The 18,756-nt window shown below is 48.4% G+C and carries 14 protein-coding genes; 11 read left to right on the forward strand and 3 right to left on the reverse strand.

Annotation, left to right across the window (positions count from 1 at the left end; all coding sequences use genetic code 11):
* Window positions 1–121: 121 nt before the first annotated feature.
* Both FN124_RS28450 and FN124_RS28455 read right to left on the reverse strand, forming a co-directional pair.
* Window positions 122–3,901 carry a glycosyltransferase gene (locus FN124_RS28450; RefSeq protein ID WP_260607607.1) on the reverse strand — a complete coding sequence of 1,260 codons (3,780 nt, stop codon included), beginning with the start codon at window positions 3,899–3,901 and terminating at the stop codon, window positions 122–124.
* Window positions 3,898–5,202, reverse strand: coding sequence for a glycoside hydrolase family 2 TIM barrel-domain containing protein (locus tag FN124_RS28455; RefSeq protein ID WP_142688192.1), 1,305 nt, complete (start codon window positions 5,200–5,202; stop codon window positions 3,898–3,900). Before FN124_RS28455 ends, FN124_RS28450 begins: the two co-directional genes overlap by 4 nt.
* A gap of 251 nt (window positions 5,203–5,453) precedes the next feature.
* Between FN124_RS28455 and FN124_RS28460 the strand changes: the two genes are divergently transcribed.
* Complete coding sequence (locus FN124_RS28460; RefSeq protein ID WP_142688193.1) at window positions 5,454–6,047, forward strand: hypothetical protein; 594 nt, start codon at window positions 5,454–5,456, stop codon at window positions 6,045–6,047.
* Between the two features lie 3 nt (window positions 6,048–6,050).
* Here the strand turns inward: FN124_RS28460 and FN124_RS28465 are convergent, their stop codons facing one another.
* The gene (locus FN124_RS28465; RefSeq protein WP_142688194.1) at window positions 6,051–6,653 is read right to left on the reverse strand and encodes a DNA-3-methyladenine glycosylase; all 603 of its coding nucleotides are present in this window, start codon (window positions 6,651–6,653) and stop codon (window positions 6,051–6,053) included.
* A 64-nt stretch (window positions 6,654–6,717) separates the two neighbouring features.
* Between FN124_RS28465 and FN124_RS28470 the strand changes: the two genes are divergently transcribed.
* From FN124_RS28470 to FN124_RS28510, 10 genes are all read left to right on the forward strand, one after another.
* On the forward strand, window positions 6,718–7,518 hold the full coding sequence (locus FN124_RS28470; protein WP_221887948.1) for a Gfo/Idh/MocA family protein: 801 nt from the start codon (window positions 6,718–6,720) through the stop codon (window positions 7,516–7,518).
* A 320-nt stretch (window positions 7,519–7,838) separates the two neighbouring features.
* Window positions 7,839–8,396 carry an RNA polymerase sigma-70 factor gene (locus FN124_RS28475; protein WP_142688195.1) on the forward strand — a complete coding sequence of 186 codons (558 nt, stop codon included), beginning with the start codon at window positions 7,839–7,841 and terminating at the stop codon, window positions 8,394–8,396.
* Between the two features lie 81 nt (window positions 8,397–8,477).
* Window positions 8,478–9,611: a FecR family protein gene (locus FN124_RS28480; protein ID WP_185937433.1), complete on the forward strand. Its 1,134-nt coding sequence runs from the start codon at window positions 8,478–8,480 to the stop codon at window positions 9,609–9,611.
* 237 nt (window positions 9,612–9,848) lie between these two features.
* The gene (locus FN124_RS28485) at window positions 9,849–13,280 is read left to right on the forward strand and encodes a TonB-dependent receptor (protein WP_185937434.1); all 3,432 of its coding nucleotides are present in this window, start codon (window positions 9,849–9,851) and stop codon (window positions 13,278–13,280) included.
* 17 nt (window positions 13,281–13,297) lie between these two features.
* Window positions 13,298–15,076, forward strand: coding sequence for a RagB/SusD family nutrient uptake outer membrane protein (locus tag FN124_RS28490; protein ID WP_142688198.1), 1,779 nt, complete (start codon window positions 13,298–13,300; stop codon window positions 15,074–15,076).
* Window positions 15,077–15,096: 20 nt separating this feature from the next.
* The gene (locus FN124_RS28495) at window positions 15,097–16,554 is read left to right on the forward strand and encodes an arylsulfatase (RefSeq protein ID WP_142688199.1); all 1,458 of its coding nucleotides are present in this window, start codon (window positions 15,097–15,099) and stop codon (window positions 16,552–16,554) included.
* Window positions 16,555–16,622: 68 nt separating this feature from the next.
* Entirely contained in the window at window positions 16,623–17,228 is a 606-nt protein-coding gene (locus FN124_RS28500) for a class I SAM-dependent methyltransferase (protein WP_142688200.1), read from the forward strand.
* Window positions 17,229–17,358: 130 nt separating this feature from the next.
* The gene (locus FN124_RS31060; protein WP_185937435.1) at window positions 17,359–17,628 is read left to right on the forward strand and encodes a hypothetical protein; all 270 of its coding nucleotides are present in this window, start codon (window positions 17,359–17,361) and stop codon (window positions 17,626–17,628) included.
* A gap of 31 nt (window positions 17,629–17,659) precedes the next feature.
* Window positions 17,660–17,836 carry a hypothetical protein gene (locus FN124_RS31065; protein ID WP_185937436.1) on the forward strand — a complete coding sequence of 59 codons (177 nt, stop codon included), beginning with the start codon at window positions 17,660–17,662 and terminating at the stop codon, window positions 17,834–17,836.
* A gap of 140 nt (window positions 17,837–17,976) precedes the next feature.
* A complete protein-coding gene (locus tag FN124_RS28510) occupies window positions 17,977–18,735 on the forward strand; it encodes a MerR family transcriptional regulator (protein ID WP_142688483.1) in 759 nt (252 codons plus the stop codon).
* Window positions 18,736–18,756: the final 21 nt, after the last annotated feature.

Genomic DNA, 18,756 nt, shown 5'->3' on the forward strand with positions numbered 1-18,756 from the left:
ATAAATTATGAATGTAATAGAATGGTGGCTTATCTGTAGCAAAGGTAGATTATTACATGGTACTATCCAATACATAGTACTATGTTATTTATAATAAACTTTACTAGTAGGCTTTTTTGTTTTACAATGGGGTATTAAGCTTTGATTGCACAGTAGCCACATGATCATCTTTTACAGCTTCCAGGTACAGCCGGTAGCGATCTGGATTTTCAGGTATGGTGATATTGATGGAGGCGCCTGTGCCCAGCTTCTTTAAGAAGATGCCGTTGCCGTAATGATCGGTTTTTACCAGGTACCATTCAAATTGCAGGGGACTATTATTATCGGCAATTTTCCATTCGTTATTGTTGTAAACAAGCGCATGATAGGTAAGCCGGTTGTTTGGATAAGTGGTTCTTGCCGGTCGTAGTATATGTATACGTGCGGTATCGGGTGTTTTAAAATTTTTATTCCAGAGATGACCGAGCCGGTAGAAAGATGATTTATATCTTCCCTGGTGATCAATTAGACCATCGAATGTAACGAAGTCGCGTGTTTCGAGGTCCTGCCAGGTGGTGATGAAAGCGGATTGGCGCTGGTTGGGTAAATCTGCGCAGACGCTGACCGGTACCTGGCTGATATACCAGGGTAGGGTAAGGGCAGGCAATTGCGCCAAACCGGTGGTGTCGTTGCCTATCACAATGCCAAAGGCATCTGCCTGTGGCAGCTGCAGGTGAAGCTGTGCAAGGGTGCTGCTGATGTTGCCATTAAGGGCTACGTCTATTGTCAGTGGCCTTGTGCTGTCTATGCCTTTAATGGCTGCTATCAGGCTGTTTAGCCAGGTAACAAGGCTTTGTTGCCGGTAAAGCAACTCAGGTTTGTAGTATTGTTTATCCAGTTGCTGCCATACCGTGTTACCAATGTTCCATGCTACTATATTCCGGTTTTGTTTCAGGGTGCTTACCTGTTTCAGGATGGTTGTTCTGAGTGAGGAAAGCATGTTTGCCTGTTCCTGCATATCTGTTATCCCCGGAATCCAGAAGCCGTAATGAATATTCATATCCATTTCCTTTGCTACATGGAGTATATTCCGGTCGTATATACCAGGTCCATATCTCCGGATGGTATTTACGCCGAGTGCTTTCATATTGGCAAAATCCTTTGCAATTTCCCGGCGGGTGGGTGCGTGTAAATTCCTGAACCAGTTTTCACCTTTCTGGTAATTCAGGCCCCTGATATCGCCTGGCAATGGCACACTGGCGGGAACTCGTTGGGGTACAGGATCCGGTGCAATTGCCCCATAGGAAGATACATTATTGCTGCTGCGGATACGGGCGTATTGGTTGGCGGCTGCAAATATCTTTCCCGGTTCTTCCAATTGCCAGTTGAGCATATTCCCGGCAACAGGGCGCAGGATATTTTTATCTTCACGGCTGTTGAACAACACGAAGGCATGTATTTCACTGAACTGGCCGTTAATGGATGTAAAGGCATCTTCCATCCATCGCTGCTGGTTACCGGCGGCGCGGAGGGAGCCCATTTCAGCCACCATTACCGGCAGGCCGGAACGGAATAACGGCAGCCGGTGGAAGGGCGCGTACAGCTCACTGAAAGTATATGATTGCCCGTTCTCATTTTGCGGGCCATAGTTCAGACCTGTTACCCCGATCCAGTCAACATACGACATGCCTGGGAAGTAATCCATTGCAGCCGTGGCGCGCCAGGGATTCCATACCCATATAACATTGCTAACCCTGTTGCGGCTGAACAGTTGGCAGATATACTGCCATGCAGCCTTGAATTCTTCCGGGGTATTGTTGCCGGTGGGCGACCACGGATAGGCAGGATTATCTGCCTCATGCGCGAAACGGATAAACACCGGGCGGTTCAGCGATTTTATCCGGGCTGCAAACCTGAGCAGGTACTGATCAAAGAAGCCGGCGCTGATATGCGCAAAAACCTTCTGCCCATTACCAAGCTCTTTATTCGTGGCCGTGTTATCAAACAGGTTGGTCCAGGGCTCCCAGGTGATCATAGGGAGGGAGCCATTGTTATAAATGGCTGTTACAAGGGAATCGGGCACATTACATTGCGGTGCATCTCCCCAGGGGATATACAATGATATGATGTTGAAGCGGGCATTGAACTGTTGCTGGTAATCCTTTACCTGTGTAAGGGAGCTAAGGCCGTTTGTACCAGCCGGGCTGAATATCCCGGTATAGAAGGTGGTTTGCTGATGTGTGGGCGCAGGCTTCTCCGCTACAGGTTCCCGGTTGCTGGTGGTGATATAACCGGTCAGCAAAACAACTGCCAGTAGCAGTGGTAGCCCTAGTTTGCGGAAGGCGGCATATAAATGAAGATGCCGGAAAAGCCATAGTTTCTCTTTTAACAGTAACGGGTATACGAGAATGGCTTTTAGCCAATGGTATTTTTCAGATAAACGGCGCAGGCGCAGACTGGCCATAATATTGAAAGCCATGATCAGGCAATTGACCCCCGCTATCCCTGCCATTACAAGGGAATACGGGTTCCAGTCGTACCACAACCCGTATACAATAGCTGCCAGCGATGCCAGTAGCACAAAGATGTTGGGAATATTCAGCTGCCAGTGATCAGGCCCGCTGTCATCCTTAGGCGTGGGGATATACGGTACTTTTTTCCGGATCAGGGTATAAACAAGTCCGAGGATATAAATCCACCAGGTGCCTATCAGCAGTAGCCCGCCTACTACATGAAATCCTCTTTCTTTCTCTTCCATTACCCAGCGCTGAACAAAATGACGGATCAGGATAATAGCAGTAACAGCCGGTAGCCCCAGCAGGGCAAAATCGATGAAGTCGACCCGGAAAGGTATCCGGCCTGTAATCAGCGACAGGACCGGGATAAGGAAGTTGATAAAGAAAACAATACCCGATAAATAATGCAGGGGAATAGTACCATAGTGCAACCGTTGCCTCCAGGTAAAAGACCGGAACAGTTTAGGGTAGGAGGTAACCAGCAGTTCCAGGGTACCGCGCGCCCATTTGAGCTGTTGCGCGTAATAGGCCGACATGGTAGAAGGAACCAGGCCCCTGGTTAGCACCGTGGGCACATACACCGATTTCCAGCCTTTGGCGTGCAGCTGCATGGCAGTGTGCATGTCTTCCGCAAGACCCGCGGCATGCCCGCCTATACTGTCCAGCGCAGTTCTTCTGAAGGTGCAGTTGGCGCCTATGGCCAATACAGTGCCGTAACTATTCATAGTGGCCATAATAGGGCCATAGAACTGGAATGTTTGCTGGGCCGCTCCTTTAGCCACCAGGTTATCGCCCAGGTTGCTGTAAGCCTGAACAATCTGCACAAACCCCACTTCCGGATCATTGAAATGTGATACAATCGGATCGAGAAAATCCGGTGAAGGTACATGGTCAGGGTCCATTACCACGCAAAGCTCTCCGGTAGCCTGTTTCAGGGCATTATTGATATTCCCTGCTTTGGCATTTTCCCTTGTATTCCTTGTTACATGTTTTACCCCCAGCTGCTTACATACCTCTACCAGGTAGGGATCATTCGCTTCATCGCAGAGGTAGGTGGTATGTGGATACGTGATCGCCTGCATAGCTGTGAGGGTTTCCACGATCATGGCATAGGGCTCACCGGGACAGAAGGTGGTAAGGATATCAACGGTAAATGGATGTTGTTTGGGTGGAGTTGCCGGTACTGAAATGGAAAAATAATGATACCATTCGTGGAGAATGGTGAGACAGTTAAAAATAAAGCCACCCATCAGCACCCAGTAAAAAGGTGCATACCCTATCTGCGCCTTGTTCAGCAAGCAATACAGCATATAGCCCATGCTGCAGGCTCCCAGCAGGATCATGAGCCTTAGCGTTAACCGTTCACGGCGTGAGGGTGGCAGAATGGGTGATGGTTTCTCTATCATTGACTGACTACGTAAAATGGTGTATTGGCGGTAGCGAAATGTCCTTTGTTATCTGAAACAGTTGCAAAGATCCTGTAAGGTCCTTCTTTCCCCGGAGAGCGGAAAGTAATTTTGTTGCCTGTTGCTTTCAGCAGCAGGTTGTTATAAGCCACAGGTTTTTGTGTATTGGGCTCATTCCTGTTTTTGGTGTGCCAGTCTTCCGCCAGCAATTCCCATGTAATTTGCAGGGAACCGGCGGAAGTATCGGCCAGTAATACCTCGGCAGTTTGCAGGCTGTTGGGATTTAACAGGATGTTGTTACTACCGGTTTTCCCGTTCAGCAGCAGCGTATTTAAGACGGGCGCCCTGTTGGCCGGCCATTTACCGGTCCATAGATATTGCATAACATTCACCGTTTCGGAGGCCTGGCCTTCCTTTGTAAACAAACTGAACCAGGTATGTGTTACTTCCTGTTTATTGCCCCAGTAAAAAACACAGGCCCCAAGGAACCGCGGATCTTTTACCGGCATATATTGTTCATACATCTGCAGGTACTGCTGTGCTTTACGCGTGCTGGTATTTTCAACGGGAGAGCCCCATGTGGTTAACTCCCATTCCCAGGGCCCGTTGATGCCCCATTCGGAGATAAGGAAGGGCCCGTCCCAGAACCAGGAAAACTTCTCCAGGTTACGCTGCAAATGTTGCAGGTCACCAAAAATATTCATCGAGATCAGGTCCAGGCCAGTTACCTTAAACCGGATATTGTAAAGGCAACGTTTGTTGAAATTGATCAATGCAGTGGTCACAGGATGATCGGGATCTTCCTTGTGGATCATTTCCAGCAAATGATTATAGGCTTTGTAAAAGCTGTTGTATTGGGGCTTATAGGGAAAGTCGATTTCATTGCCCAGGCACCACATCAGCAATGCCGGATGCGATTTATACCGGGTTACCACATTCCTGAAGGCGGTATATTGTGCCGCTACTTTGGCCGTATCGTTGTAAAAAGGAGAAAAGCTGCTAACCGGCATGGGAAAGCCTGCTATTACTGCAATATGATTGTCGTAGGCATCATCCAGGAGCTGGCCAAGACCTAAGGTATCCCAGGTGCGTATGGTATTGCCGCCGGCGGCCTGCAGTGCTGCGAAATTTTCCGTACCTGCGGCTCCCTTTATCCGGAAGGGCTGGCCATCCCGGTACAGCACATACTGTTTCCCTTCTTTGCCAACATACACCTTGCCCTTACGCAATGGCGCCGGGGATGATATGCAACCGGTAAGAACGGCACACAGCGCGGCATAAAAACTGATCTTCTTAAACATTCACCAGGTATATAATATCACAACAGCTGGCCCAATATAGGATAAAATCATTTATGATAAAGAGAAACTTAGGGGAAGCATAGTGCCTGGTTTGCCTGTTTTTCTATAATTTTAATTACCCGGTATCATACCCGGCTGATCATCTTCCAATAAAAGAAATCAAAAATATAAACGTATGAAAACTGCAGATTTTCCCTGCACCTAATAATAATTGCTTATTTTCCATGAAACCATAATAAAAGAAACTAAAGATGACATTGCGTAAAATATTCACCGGGGCGACGCTCTGCAGCATGTTGTTCTTCGCTGCCAATGTATCCGGGCAATCAGAAAAGCCAGGCGTTACAGATATAACTTTCCACCTGCTCACCTGGGTAAAACACCTGGATAGCGGTATCGACAAATATTTCAAAAAAGAAAAAGGAGAGCTGCTGAACCAGCAGCTGGAATACCTGAAGCAGGGGTTGAATGATTATAAGAAAGCAAGAAAAACGCTATCGGATAGTTTGTTCCGTAACAATATAGCTCCCGGTAAAAAAGATGAGCGCAACCTGGAAGCGCTGAAAGAGAAGATGAGCATTGTGATGGAGAAGCTGCGCGGGGTAACAGACCTGGTGAACCCCGAATTACAGGCGGAAGGCGATAAGCTGAACGAAGAAATCTATAATGCTTTATATAGCGATCAGCCCAAATACCTGTCTTACCTGGAAGCCTTCCTGGGCGGCCTGCAGGTCACCAAAAAAGACCTGGCGCTTGATGGCAGCACGGCTTACACACGGCTGGAAGAATCTGTAAATATCATTTCAACACTGGAAGGTAAGATCAACAGGAAGATGGGGCAATGATCCTCACAATCCTTTGCCTTTGCTTACCCAGTCATTATTTTTAATGCTGAAACGGTAGGGAAGATAAGCGTCTTCCCCGGCGTATTGCACCCCTACACGCGTTGAAACCGTGATGTCATCCTCTTCAATGTCCTGCCCTGTTTCAATCCATACTTTTTTCCCGGTAAGGCTTTCCCCGTTCAATGCGGCGTCTATGCCCATTGCCTTGCAAAGACTCCCCGGGCCTGCGGTAAGTTTGGCGGAAGGCTTGTTGTTATAACGGCGCTGCATCATGTCAATACCATCTACCGGCTGTAATGCCCTGATCAAAACGGCATGGGGCGTATCTTCCATATTGGTAACTACATTAAAAAGATAGTGAATGCCATAGCAAAGGTATACATAGGCAAATCCACCGGGCCGGTACATTACCTCGGTGCGTTTGGTGCGCCGGTTGTTCCAGGCGTGTGAAGCCCTGTCGCCAATACCGGCATAGGCCTCCGTTTCCACGATCACCCCGGCGGTGCGGACCCCGTTGATATCCGTTACCAGTATTTTGCCCAGTAATTGTTTCGCAATAACAGTTACATCATGTTGCCGGTAAAATGCTGCTTTTAGTTTCGCCATGCTGAAAATAAATATCCCTCGTTTTGATAAATGAAATTATGTTATTTGCATTATAATCACCATTATGAAAGAAATAAAATGGGGGATCATAGGTTGTGGAGATGTGACAGAAGTCAAAAGCGGCCCGGCTTTTAACAAAGTGCCGCATTCCTCCCTGGTAGCAGTCATGCGCAGGGATGGCGCAAAGGCAAAGGATTACGCATTGCGGCATGGCGTGCCCAAATGGTACGACAGTGCGGAGCAACTCATCAACGACCCGGAAGTGAATGCCATCTATATTGCCACACCACCGCTGCAGCATGAAGCATACACTATACAGGCGTTGGCGGCAGGCAAACCGGTATACGTGGAAAAGCCAATGACCCTGAATACGGCATCCGCCCTGCGGATGAAAGCAGCAGCAGATCAGTACCGGGTAAAGTTGAGCGTAGCGCATTACCGTCGTGAACAACCGGTATTCCTGAAAATTAAATCACTCCTGGAAGAAAAAGCTATCGGCGATATCCGTTTTGTATCCCTGCAAATGCTGCAGCCACCGGCTTCTGATATCATTGCGGGCCCGGCGGTTAACTGGAGGGTGGATCCGGCCGTTTCCGGCGGTGGATTGTTTCACGACCTGGCCCCGCATCAACTGGACCTGATGGTGTATTTTTTCGGGAAAGCAAAGCATGCCGCGGGGATAGCCGTTAACCAGGCAGGCGCCCACGAGGCGGACGACCTGGTAACAGGGCATATCCTGTTTGAGAATGGGGTGGTATTTAATGGCATGTGGTGTTTTACGGTGTCTGAAGCAGGTAAACAGGACTGTTGCGAAATAACCGGGTCTGCCGGCAGCATCAGTTTTCCCGTGTTTGGCAGTAAATAACGCTGCGGAAAAACGGGCGCACCGAAGAATTTGTTTTTGAACCGCTGCAACATGTACAGCAACCCATGATAGAAAAGGTAACCAATTATTTCCTCGGGCAAGGCTCCAATCCTTGTTCTGCGGAACAGGCCATTTTATCAATGGAGCTGATGGACCGGTTCACGGCGATGATAATTTAATTATATTCTTATATCCGCAATTCCCGCCAGGGAATGCGGATATAAAAGATATCTCCCGGAAACAGGTTGTTCTTTTTATTTTTTTAGTTTAGTTTGGCAGCTTCATACATTTTGTTCAGGAACATTTTCAGTGATCAGTTTATGTCAGCAATCCATCTATATAAGGACAGTGAACTGCTTGATTTGATGAAATCAGGTGATGGTGCTGCGTTTGATGAAATCTATCAACGGTATTGGAATATCCTTTTTAAATCTGCCTGGTGTCTTTTGCAGGACAAAGCCGCCTGTATGGATGTAGTGCAGGATGTATTTGTATGGCTGTGGGAACACCGCGATCATGTGGTGCTTACCACGTTGCGGGGTTACCTCGTAATGGCCGTGCGTTACAAGGCGGCCAACTATTTACGGAACAGTAAGGTACGCGCCGCCTTTGTTGCAGAAAGCAGCGCCACCGGAACAGATGGCGCCAGCGAAGAATGGGTGCTCGAGCTCAAAGAGCTGAAAGCAATTATTGCAGGCTTTACAGACGCTCTTCCATCCCGGTGCAGGGAAGTGTTTTACCTGAGCCGGCATGAGCATCTCTCTAATCGCGAAATAGCCTCCCGGTTAGGCATCTCTGAAAAAACAGTAGAAAACCAGATCACTGCCGCACTAAAAAAGCTACGGGTAAGACTGGGCAGTATGTCGCTGCTGATGTAACCGGGGAACCCTCCAAAAAATTTTTTTCCATCACATAGGGGATGTGTTTTGTTGAAGTGCCATATGGGTATAAGCACCGGTATGGACCAGGAAAAACTACGTCAGATATCAGCGAAAATAAGTGATGGTACTGCATCCGAGGAGGAAATTGCATGGTACCACCGCTATTGCGTAGCCGCTGAACAGGCCGCAATGGCATCAGGAACAAACATCCCGGATGATGAAGATACCCGTGCGGAAATGTACCGGCAGATCCGGCGCCGTATTGACAGGAAAAAAACAGGGCTCTCCGTAAAATACCGGTATGCGGCTGCAGCAGCCCTCACCGGGATATTGGCCGCCACTGTGTTCTTGTACCGGCCGGCCACCCATAAAGATCAGCCGGCCGCCGTTGCAGCTGTTTCAAAAAATATACCCGCAGGTGGTAATAAGGCCGTGCTCACGCTGGCCAATGGCAAAGAAATAATGCTCAGCGATGCAGGCGCCGGCGATATCGTGAAACAGGCAGGTCTCCGTATTTATAGAACGGCCACCGGAGAAATCGTATATGAGGCCACCGCTACAGGGAACGCATCAGATACCGGTATCAACCGCATTGCTACTCCCAGGGGAGGGCAGTACAGCGTTGTGCTCCAGGACGGCAGTAAAGTATGGCTGAATGCAGCCTCCACACTCAGCTATCCCGTTAATTTCTCCGCCGGGGAACGCAGGGTGACCCTGCAGGGCGAAGCCTATTTTGAAATCGCCAAAAATGCAGGCCGGGCTTTTAAGGTAATCACCGCTACCCAAACGGTGGAAGTATTGGGCACACATTTTAACGTAGACGCCTACAGCGATAATGCATTGGTACGTACCACACTTCTTGAAGGAAGTGTGAAGGTAGTTGCCGCGCCGGGTACACAATTAATGCTGAAGCCCGGAGAGCAGGCCCGCCTCAACAACCAAACAGGCGCACTGCAGAAAAGTAATGTCAGTGAAGAGGATGTGATTGCCTGGAAGAATGGCTATTTTATTTTTAACGATACCTGGCTTTCAGATGTATTATTACAGCTGTCGCGCTGGTACGATGTGCAGGTAGACCTGTCCACCGTTCCCCGGATCCGCTACAGCGGCACCATTCCACGCCGGAAAACTTTACAGGAAGTATTGGCTATGCTTGAATTTACAGGCAACCGGCATTTTGAAATAGCGAACAGAACAATCATAGTAAAATAATAAAACCTAAATCAGGAGGATTTATCAGTAATTATCACCACCAAAAAGAAACCGGTTATGCGTCCAACATAACCGGTGGTAAATCAGGTAAAATCAGTTACCAAACGAGTATTTAGAAACTATTCATTCACCTAATTAAGCAAATGTATGTATTTCAGAAATTCATACAAGGGAATGTTTTGCCCTATGCCTGGCAGTATTCCCTTTATTCCACGTCTAACCAAATTACTGATCGTCATGAAACTGACTTTCTTTTTATTCATCACCGCCTTACAGGTGTCGGCCACGGCATACTCGCAGCAGGTGTCCCTGAAGCTGGACCATGGCTCGCTGAAAGCGGTGTTTTCAGAAATCAGGAGGCAAACGGGATACCATGTGTTATTCAGTACCGAGCTGCTGGAAAAAGCTTCGCCGGTAACCATGAACGTAAAAGATGCATCTATTGAAGAAGTGCTGGCAGCAGCGCTTTACGGGCAACCTTTATCATACAAGATTGAAGACCGGCAGATCCTGATCGGCAATAAACAGATGCGCGCCCCCGGTGAGCAGTTGCCGGTAAAGGTTCCCGTTAAAGGAACGGTGACCGACGATAAGGGGCACCCGGTTCCCGGCGCCAGTATCCTGGAAAAAGGTACTTCCAATGGTACCATCACCAATGAACAGGGAGAATTTTTACTGAATGTGCAAAGCAGCGATGCGGTCCTCATTATACGGTCTATCGGTTATGTGCACCAGGAAGTAAAAGCAGCCGGCGCCCTGAAAATTGTACTGCAGGAAGACCTTTCCGCCATGAGTGAAGTAGTGGTGGTAGGATATGGCGCACAGAAGAAAGCCAATCTCACCGGCGCGGTAAGCACCGTGAAAATGGATGAAGTGCTGGGCGACAGGCCCGTGAGCTCCGCCTCACAGGCGCTGCAGGGCGCCGTTCCGGGCTTGCAGGTAACATCTGGCACCGGTCAGCCAGGCTCCTCTACAACCCTTAATATCCGCGGCTTCACTTCCATCAATGGCGGATCCCCGCTGGTGCTGGTCGACAATGTGCCGATGGATATTGATGATGTAAATCCAAAAGACATCGATAATGTAACTGTGCTGAAAGATGCGGCTGCGGCTTCTATTTACGGCGCCAGAGCCGCTTTTGGCGTGATCCTCGTTACAACTAAGAAAGGGAAGAAGAACCAACCCATAAAATTCAACTATTCCGCCAACTTCACCTCCAATACGCCTACCACCTTGCCTAAAAAGGCAACGCCCATGGAACTGGTGAGCGCATTGAAAGACTTTGGAACCAATTCCTACTGGACAGGCCAAAATGTAAATACCTGGCTGGATCTGCTGAACGATTACCAGCAGAACCCCGGCAAATATCCTGATGGCAGTACTACCGTTAACGGGTTGAAATATCCCCTCGCACAAACAGATCTTTATGGCGATCTTTTTACACGCGGCTTTGAACAGATGCATAATTTTTCCTTCGGGGGCGGCTCCGAGAAAACAACCTTCCGCGTTTCCGGAGGGTATACCGGAGAGGATGGCATACTCATTACCAACAAGGATAAATACACCCGCTATAACCTCAATACATTTGTTAGCTCCGATCTCACCAAAAATCTTAACGCAAGTGTAAATATTTTCTACAAAAACGGAAAGCGTACCATGCCCGCTAATTTCGACGGTCTCTTTTATAATGCCATCACTTACAATTCCTATATGCCCACAGGTTATGGCACGGCGCCCAACGGGGACGTATTGCCCTATAACACGCCCAACAACGTAGTGAAGGTAGAACCGGTGAATACCACCACCGGCGATGATCTTCGCCTGTTTGGAAAATTGGAATACAACCCGCTTAATGGTTTGAAGGTGACCGCAGAATATACTTTTAATAAAAACAACAGCGACGACCGCAATATCCAGGATAAAAATGAGTACATCAACGCCGCTACATACGACCGGCAGTTCCTCAACAACAATACCCGCTATACCCGTGCCAATGAGCAAACCACTTATCAGGCGCTGAACGTGTATGCCAGCTATACCAAAGCATTTGATAAACATCACCTGAACTTCCTGCTGGGCACCAACCAGGAAAGCAGCAAACAGGAAAAATTTTCTGTTAACCGCCTCGATATCCTGAGCCCACAGGTACCGTCGTTATCTACCAGCACCGGTACTATTGCGGGAGATGACGGCTTTGGAGAGTACGCTATTTCCGGGTACTTTGGCAGGATCAACTACGACTATAAAAATAAATATATGCTGGAAGTGAACGGCCGCTTTGATGGCTCCAGCCGTTTTGCCCCGGGCCAGCGCTTTGGGTTCTTTCCTTCTGTTTCCGCCGGATGGAATGTAAGTGAAGAATCTTTCATGAAATCATTGTCCAATACTGTTTCTCTTTTTAAACTCCGGGGATCTTTCGGAGAGATAGGCAACCAGGTAGTGTTTATGAAGAATAAAGACGGCCTAAGCGTGCCTAACTACTATCCGTATGTACCAGGCATGGAGCCTTACAACGCTGCCTGGACAGACCCCGCCACCAATATCAGGTACGTATCCCTTACCACCCCTGCACTGGTGAGCGCCGGTTTTACCTGGGAAACAGTACGCACGCTTAATTTCGGTACGGATATCAGTTTGCTGAAAGGCCGGCTCAATACCACGTTCGACTGGTTCCGGCGAAGCACGCTTAATATGTTGGCTCCAGGCGCGGAATTGCCTGCTATTCTTGGCGCAGTAGCGCCGCTGCAGAATGTGGCGGATCTTCAGTCAAAAGGATGGGAACTGGAAATGTCGTGGAAAGACAGGATAAAAGATGTGAGCTATTCCATTGGCTTCAACCTGTCTGACAGCCGCGCTTATATCATCCGGTATAACAATCCTGCAGGATTGCTTAACATCAACGGTTCCGGGCAGCTGGACAATTACTACGTAGGTCAGGAAATAGGGGAGATATGGGGTTATGTTACCAAAGGATATTTTACGGCAGATGATTTTGAAAAAGGCTCTCTTGATGCCAATCTGCAAAAAGGCACCTTACTTCCAGGCGTAGCAGGGTTTAAGGGCGTACAGCAGAATCCCGGCGATATCCGTTATGAAGATCTGAACGGCGATAATGTCATCTTCACAGGAAATAATACCTTATCTGATCCCGGCGACCGTAAAGTGATCGGTAATGCAAGACGCAGGTTCCAGTTTGGCGTATTTGGCAATGCTTCCTATAAGAACTTTGACCTTTCTTTTTTCCTGCAGGGAGTAGGTAAAAGAGATATGTGGATCAGCAACCAGCTCTACTGGCCTTACCTGAACCAGTTTGGCACGCTATATAAGCATAACCTCGATTACTGGACGCCTTCCAATCCCAATGGCTTTTACCCGAGAAGCTATCCCGACGCTGCCGGCAGCACCGGCACCAGCAGGAATGTGCAAACCAAATATATGTCGGACGGCGCTTATCTCCGTGTAAAGAACATCACCCTTGGATATGCCGTACCAAAGCAATGGCTGAAGCGCATCTTCATCAACAATATCCGCTTATTCGTTTCCGGTGAAAATCTTTTCACCTTCAATCATCTGCCCGATGGCATGGATGCAGAATCGGATATTATAAGCGATGGCGGTATTTATCCGTTCATGAAGAAATACAGTTTTGGTGTTAACGTAAACTTCTAACCGGGAAAAAAATGATTATGAAACGTTTTACATATATCTTCCTTGTAACCGCAGCAGCATTGCTGGCGCAGGGTTGCAGCAGCAAACTGGATCTGCAGCCAAAGGATCAGCTCACAGAAAAAACAACCTTTACAAAATACGATAACATCAAAGCATACGCGTGGCAGTTCTATGAAGTGTTCCCGGGGTATTCACCAGAATATGTAAACAAGGAGTATGATGCAGACCTGTTCCTGAACGCCAATCCAAACGGTGAATCCAACTGGATCTGGCAAAGGATAGTGATCCCTTCCAGCTCCAATGATTATACCGATCCTTACAACAGGATCAGGGCGGTGAACATTATGCTCGACAACCTCGGCGCCTCTTCTATTTCCGACGCCGATAAAGACCACTGGCGCAGTGTGGGTTATTTCTTCCGTGCATACAGTTATGCCAACCTGGTGAATAAGTATGGTGATGTAACCTGGGTGGAAACCGCGCTTACCGATGCCGATGCAGATATCCTTTACGGTCCCAGAACGCCCCGGGTAGAGGTGACACAGAAAATACTGGAGCAGCTGCAATGGGCAGAAGCACATATCAAACCCGCAGGCGACGGGCCCAATACTGTGAATGTAAATGTAGTGCGGGCCCTCATAGCGCGGTTCGGGCTTATTGAAGGCACCTGGCGCAAGTACCATCAGCTGGGCGACCCTACGCCATACCTGCGTGCCAGCGCAGATGCAGGGGCTAAGCTGGTTGCCGCTTTCCCCGTGCTGCATCCTAATTACGATGAGGAATTCAACAGCGAATCGCTGGCAAATATTCCCGGTATATTGCTGTATAAGCAGTACGACCAGACACAGCTAGTGCATACCCTCGCTTCACTGGGAAGGAACTCCTCCGGCAGGTGGGACCTCACAAAAAAAGCAGCCGATATGTACCTGATGACCGATGGGCAAACCCGGTGGACAAGCCCCCTGTTTGCCGGCGACAAATCGCCCTTTACCGAATTCAGGAACCGCGATAAGCGTTTATATTATACCGTGCCGCCGCCGTTTAAAGTAAAAGTGAATCATCCCAGCGAGGACTGGCAGCTCAGCGATGACCCGGCAGATATGGAGTACTTCCCTATAATGGACGCGATTTCCGGCCCAAAGAATAAAACATTGCCCACTATGAACTGGCAGGGATTAATAGTGCGCCAGGAACCGCATTATGTGGATTATAACAATGGGCAGCCCTTCAACGTTACATATACCGGTTACCGTTTTTATAAATTCAGTAATAAAATACAGCGCATCCAGAATCAGGATGTGAATGATGCGCCTGTTTTCCGTATGGGAGAAGTAATGGTGAACTATGCAGAAGCCAAATATGAACTGGGAGAATTCAGCCAGGCCATTGCGGATCAGACCATCAATAAGCTCCGTGCACGGGGCGGGGTGGCGCCCCTGCAGGTAGCCGCCATTCCCAATGATCCTACACGCGACCCGGGCGTAACGCCGCTGCTATGGGAAATCCGCCGGGAACGGGCTGTTGAGCTGATGGGTGAATCGTTCAGGTTTGATGATCTGCGCCGCTGGAAAAAGATGGAGTATGTAACTGCGCGCAAGCTGGGCCGGTGGCTCAAAAAAGGAACCGATGTACCGGCCAACAGCATCATTCCCATTCTCGACGGCGCAACCGAAGGGTATATCGCCTACGAAAAAATTCCGCCCTCACCATTTCCGGATTATTATTATTATTACCCGGTTCCATCTAACCAGATCGTATTGAATCCGAAACTGACACAAAACCCGCAATGGAAATAAGTAACAAAAAATAATTAATAATGATCCTGAAGGGAATAACAACACTGGCGCTTACCGGCATGATGCTCGCGTCCTATGCCGGTAAGGCACAGGTGCGGCCCAACATCGTTTTCATCCTTGCCGATGATCTTGGCTATGGCGACCTGGGCGCATACGGGCAAACAAAGATCAAAACGCCTAACATCGACCGGCTGGCAAAACAGGGCATGCTATTCACCCGGTTTTATGCAGGCACCTCTGTTTGCGCGCCATCCCGCTCTGCCTTGCTTACCGGCCAGCACAGTGGCCACACCTACATCCGGGGCAATAAGGAAATAGCACCGGAAGGGCAGGAGCCCCTGCCCGATACCGCGCAAAGCTATGCACAGCTGCTGCAGAAAGCAGGTTATACCACCGGCGCTTTTGGTAAATGGGGACTGGGCATGGTAGGCACCACCGGCGCCCCGGATAAGAAAGGATTCGATGTATTTTTCGGGTACAATTGCCAGCGCCAGTCGCACCGCTATTACCCTACCCACCTATGGAGCAACAATGAAAAGGTAACGCTTACAGGTAATGATCTTACCGCAAAGAAAATATATGCCCCTGCACTGATCCAGGAAAAAACACTGGCCTTTATTGAAGGCAGCAAAAATAAGCCCTTCTTCCTTTTTGTGCCTACCACTTTGCCCCATGCGGAATTACAGGGGCCTGATGATGAGTACTACAAACAATATGAAAACAGCTTTGAGGAGCATCCTTATAAAGGCGCTGATTATGGCCCCGGGGCACAGCCGGGCGGTTATGCCTCCGTGGCAAAGCCACGCGCTACCTATGCTGCCATGGTAAGCCGCATGGATGCCTATGTGGGGCAGATATTGGATAAGCTGGATGCACTGGGGCTTACAGACAATACCATCGTAATTTTCAGCAGCGATAATGGCGCACACCGTGAAGGCGGCGCTGACCCGGAATTTTTTAACAGCTCCGGCGGACTGCGTGGCTACAAACGCGATTTATATGAAGGAGGTATTAAAACATCCTTTATTGTGAAGTGGCCGGGTAAGGTAAAGCCCAACAGTAAAAGCGATTTTATCGGCGCCTTCTGGGACCTGATGCCTACACTGACCGATATTGCTGGCGCGCCCAGACCTGCTTATACTGATGGTATCTCTTTCCTGCCAACTTTACTGGGTAAAGGAAACCAGCCACAGCATAAGTACCTGTACTGGGAGTTTCATGAAAGCGGCGGCCGGCAGGCCCTGCGCATGGGCAAGTGGAAGGGTGTGAAGCTGAATGTGATAAAGGATAAAAACGCCCCGCTTGAATTATATGATCTTAGCAATGATCCTGCGGAACAACATAACATAGCCGCAGCGCATAAGGATATTGTGCAACAGATGAACAGTTACATTAAATCGGAACATATAGAAAGCGAGGTGTTCCCGCTAACAGGAAAACAAAAACGCAGGAAAACAAGGCAGCCGCTCCATCGTTGAATGGAGCGGCTGCCTTGTTTTTTATATCATTCATTAAATACTACTTTTGATGAAGAAAAAATGAAGTAATGGAAAGAAAGGAGCATTGGGAGAATATTTACAGCAATAAGCAACCGGAAGAAATGAGCTGGACACAAGAAGTTCCAGCTACTTCTCTGGCATTGATAAACAGCTTTAATGTACCAAAAGATGCTCCCGTTATTGATATTGGAGGAGGGGAAAGTAAACTGGTAGATCACCTGCTGGCCGCCGGTTATACAGACATCACCGTACTGGATATTTCAGCGCATGCCCTGGAACGGGCAAAGGCACGGTTGGGAGAGCAGGCCCAAAAGGTGAACTGGCTGGTACAGGATATCACTACGTTTGCGCCTACACGTACTTATGCGGTGTGGCACGACAGGGCCACCTTTCATTTTCTTACCGCTCCCGAACAAATAGCCGCTTACCTGCAGGCAGCCGCTAAAGCAGTAAATGGTTATATGGCTATTGGGACCTTTTCTGATAAAGGCCCCGAAAAATGCAGCGGCCTCACCATAAAACAATATTCAGAGAAAGAATTGACCGAACAGCTGACCCCGTTGTTCGAAAAACTGCATTGCGTCACAGAAGATCATATTACCCCTTTTAATACCCTGCAGCATTTTTTATTCTGTAGCTTTAAATCACGCTGATGTATAAATAACCACCTATTTTTCCGTATCTTAATGATCACAAATCAGTAGCACAGCCATATCGTATTCAGAAGAACAGTTCAACCATATCCACATTATTGAAGAACTACTCACGCGAGTAGTGTGATGCATGCATATCCCAGCTACCTTATCGCTGATGGTGAAGGATGATCCGCGTAACCTGAGCACTATGAGCTATTCTGATAACCAGTTCCGTCATAAGGTGGTAGTATATGGTACGCTGCCTACTTTCTGGGGCATCAATGTAGGGGTGCGTTATTCCGGTATAGGCGGTATGCGTTATTCGCTGGCTGTAGGCGGTAACGTGAATGGCGACTTTGTGAATTCAAACGACCTGGCCTATGATCTGTTTTGGCAGCAGCAGGAAACAGTATCTTGAGCCATCCTGTGATATTTTCAACGTCGCCAATATGTTTAACAAGGAATGGGCTACCAGTAAGCTCCCGGGCAAACAGAATATCTATTCTTTGGGTGGCTTTGATCGCGCTACGTCTACCTACAGGTATAATGTGAACGTGAATTCCGGTGTGGTAGTGCCTGGCGGTAACCCCTGGCAGATCCAGCTGGGGCTTCGTTACGGGTTTTAATTAAAGATATATAAAGAAGATAAAAAGCAGCCGGCCATTGTGCCGGTTGTTTTTATTTTAAAAAAAAATTGGAAGAAAGACTTGACTCTAACGTTACGTCATAGCCTACCTTTGTTTTCAACCAAACAGTTACTAAAGTGATGAAGCACTATGCGGTAAATAAACTGGCAAAACTGGCAGGTGTGAGTGTGCGCACGCTCCACTATTACGACCAGATCGGTTTGCTTACGCCCTCTGTGCGTACCGCCGCGGGGTACAGGCTATATGGCGAAACAGAATTGCTCCGGTTACAGCAGATCCTTTTTTACAGGGAGCTGGATGTGGAACTGAAAGACATCGGTAATATACTGGATGATCCGGAATTTGACCTGGTGCATGCGTTGGAGTCGCACCGGCAAATGCTGTTATCGAAGAAAAGCCGTATAGAAACTTTAGTAGCTACTGTGGAGAAAACCATCTTTCACTTAAAAAACAAAGTAAACATGAACGTAGAAGATTTATATGCAGGGCTACCAAAGGAACAGGCTGAAGCCTGGCGCCGTGAGGCGAAGGAAAAGTGGCCGGACCAGGTAGCGCATGCAGAAAAGCAATTGCTAACTATGGATATGGACAGCTACCAGCAACTGCAGGAAGGTTTTAAAGCCAATTGGGAAAAACTGGCTTTACTATCGGGCCAGGACCCCGCGACGGAGCAGGTGCAACGGGAAATTGATGTTCACTATCATTATATCCTGAAGTTCTGGGGTAAGGCCGGCAACCAGGCGGAAGCCTACAAGGGCCTGGGCGACCTGCTGGCCAATGATGAAAGGTATACGCAGGTAAATGGCGTAACCAAGCCGGCTTTTGGCAAATTTATGCAGCAGGCTATTCACATTTATGTGGAGCGCAGATTGCGGTAGATACAGTCAGGGTACGGTGAT

Origin of the sequence: Chitinophaga polysaccharea, from assembly GCF_902150045.1 — a bacterium.
Taxonomy (GTDB): domain Bacteria; phylum Bacteroidota; class Bacteroidia; order Chitinophagales; family Chitinophagaceae; genus Chitinophaga; species Chitinophaga polysaccharea_A.

Bases quoted from the DNA above. Each gene is read 5' to 3' on its own strand.
- FN124_RS28450 (WP_260607607.1), bottom strand. From the start codon at position 3,901: ATGATAGAGAAACCATCACCCATTCTGCCACCCTCACGCCGTGAACGG.
- FN124_RS28455 (WP_142688192.1), bottom strand. From the start codon at position 5,202: ATGTTTAAGAAGATCAGTTTTTATGCCGCGCTGTGTGCCGTTCTTACC.
- FN124_RS28460 (WP_142688193.1), top strand. From the start codon at position 5,454: ATGACATTGCGTAAAATATTCACCGGGGCGACGCTCTGCAGCATGTTG.
- FN124_RS28465 (WP_142688194.1), bottom strand. From the start codon at position 6,653: ATGGCGAAACTAAAAGCAGCATTTTACCGGCAACATGATGTAACTGTT.
- FN124_RS28470 (WP_221887948.1), top strand. From the start codon at position 6,718: ATGAAAGAAATAAAATGGGGGATCATAGGTTGTGGAGATGTGACAGAA.
- FN124_RS28475 (WP_142688195.1), top strand. From the start codon at position 7,839: ATGTCAGCAATCCATCTATATAAGGACAGTGAACTGCTTGATTTGATG.
- FN124_RS28480 (WP_185937433.1), top strand. From the start codon at position 8,478: ATGGACCAGGAAAAACTACGTCAGATATCAGCGAAAATAAGTGATGGT.
- FN124_RS28485 (WP_185937434.1), top strand. From the start codon at position 9,849: ATGAAACTGACTTTCTTTTTATTCATCACCGCCTTACAGGTGTCGGCC.
- FN124_RS28490 (WP_142688198.1), top strand. From the start codon at position 13,298: ATGAAACGTTTTACATATATCTTCCTTGTAACCGCAGCAGCATTGCTG.
- FN124_RS28495 (WP_142688199.1), top strand. From the start codon at position 15,097: ATGATCCTGAAGGGAATAACAACACTGGCGCTTACCGGCATGATGCTC.
- FN124_RS28500 (WP_142688200.1), top strand. From the start codon at position 16,623: ATGGAAAGAAAGGAGCATTGGGAGAATATTTACAGCAATAAGCAACCG.
- FN124_RS31060 (WP_185937435.1), top strand. From the start codon at position 17,359: ATGCATATCCCAGCTACCTTATCGCTGATGGTGAAGGATGATCCGCGT.
- FN124_RS31065 (WP_185937436.1), top strand. From the start codon at position 17,660: ATGTTTAACAAGGAATGGGCTACCAGTAAGCTCCCGGGCAAACAGAAT.
- FN124_RS28510 (WP_142688483.1), top strand. From the start codon at position 17,977: ATGAAGCACTATGCGGTAAATAAACTGGCAAAACTGGCAGGTGTGAGT.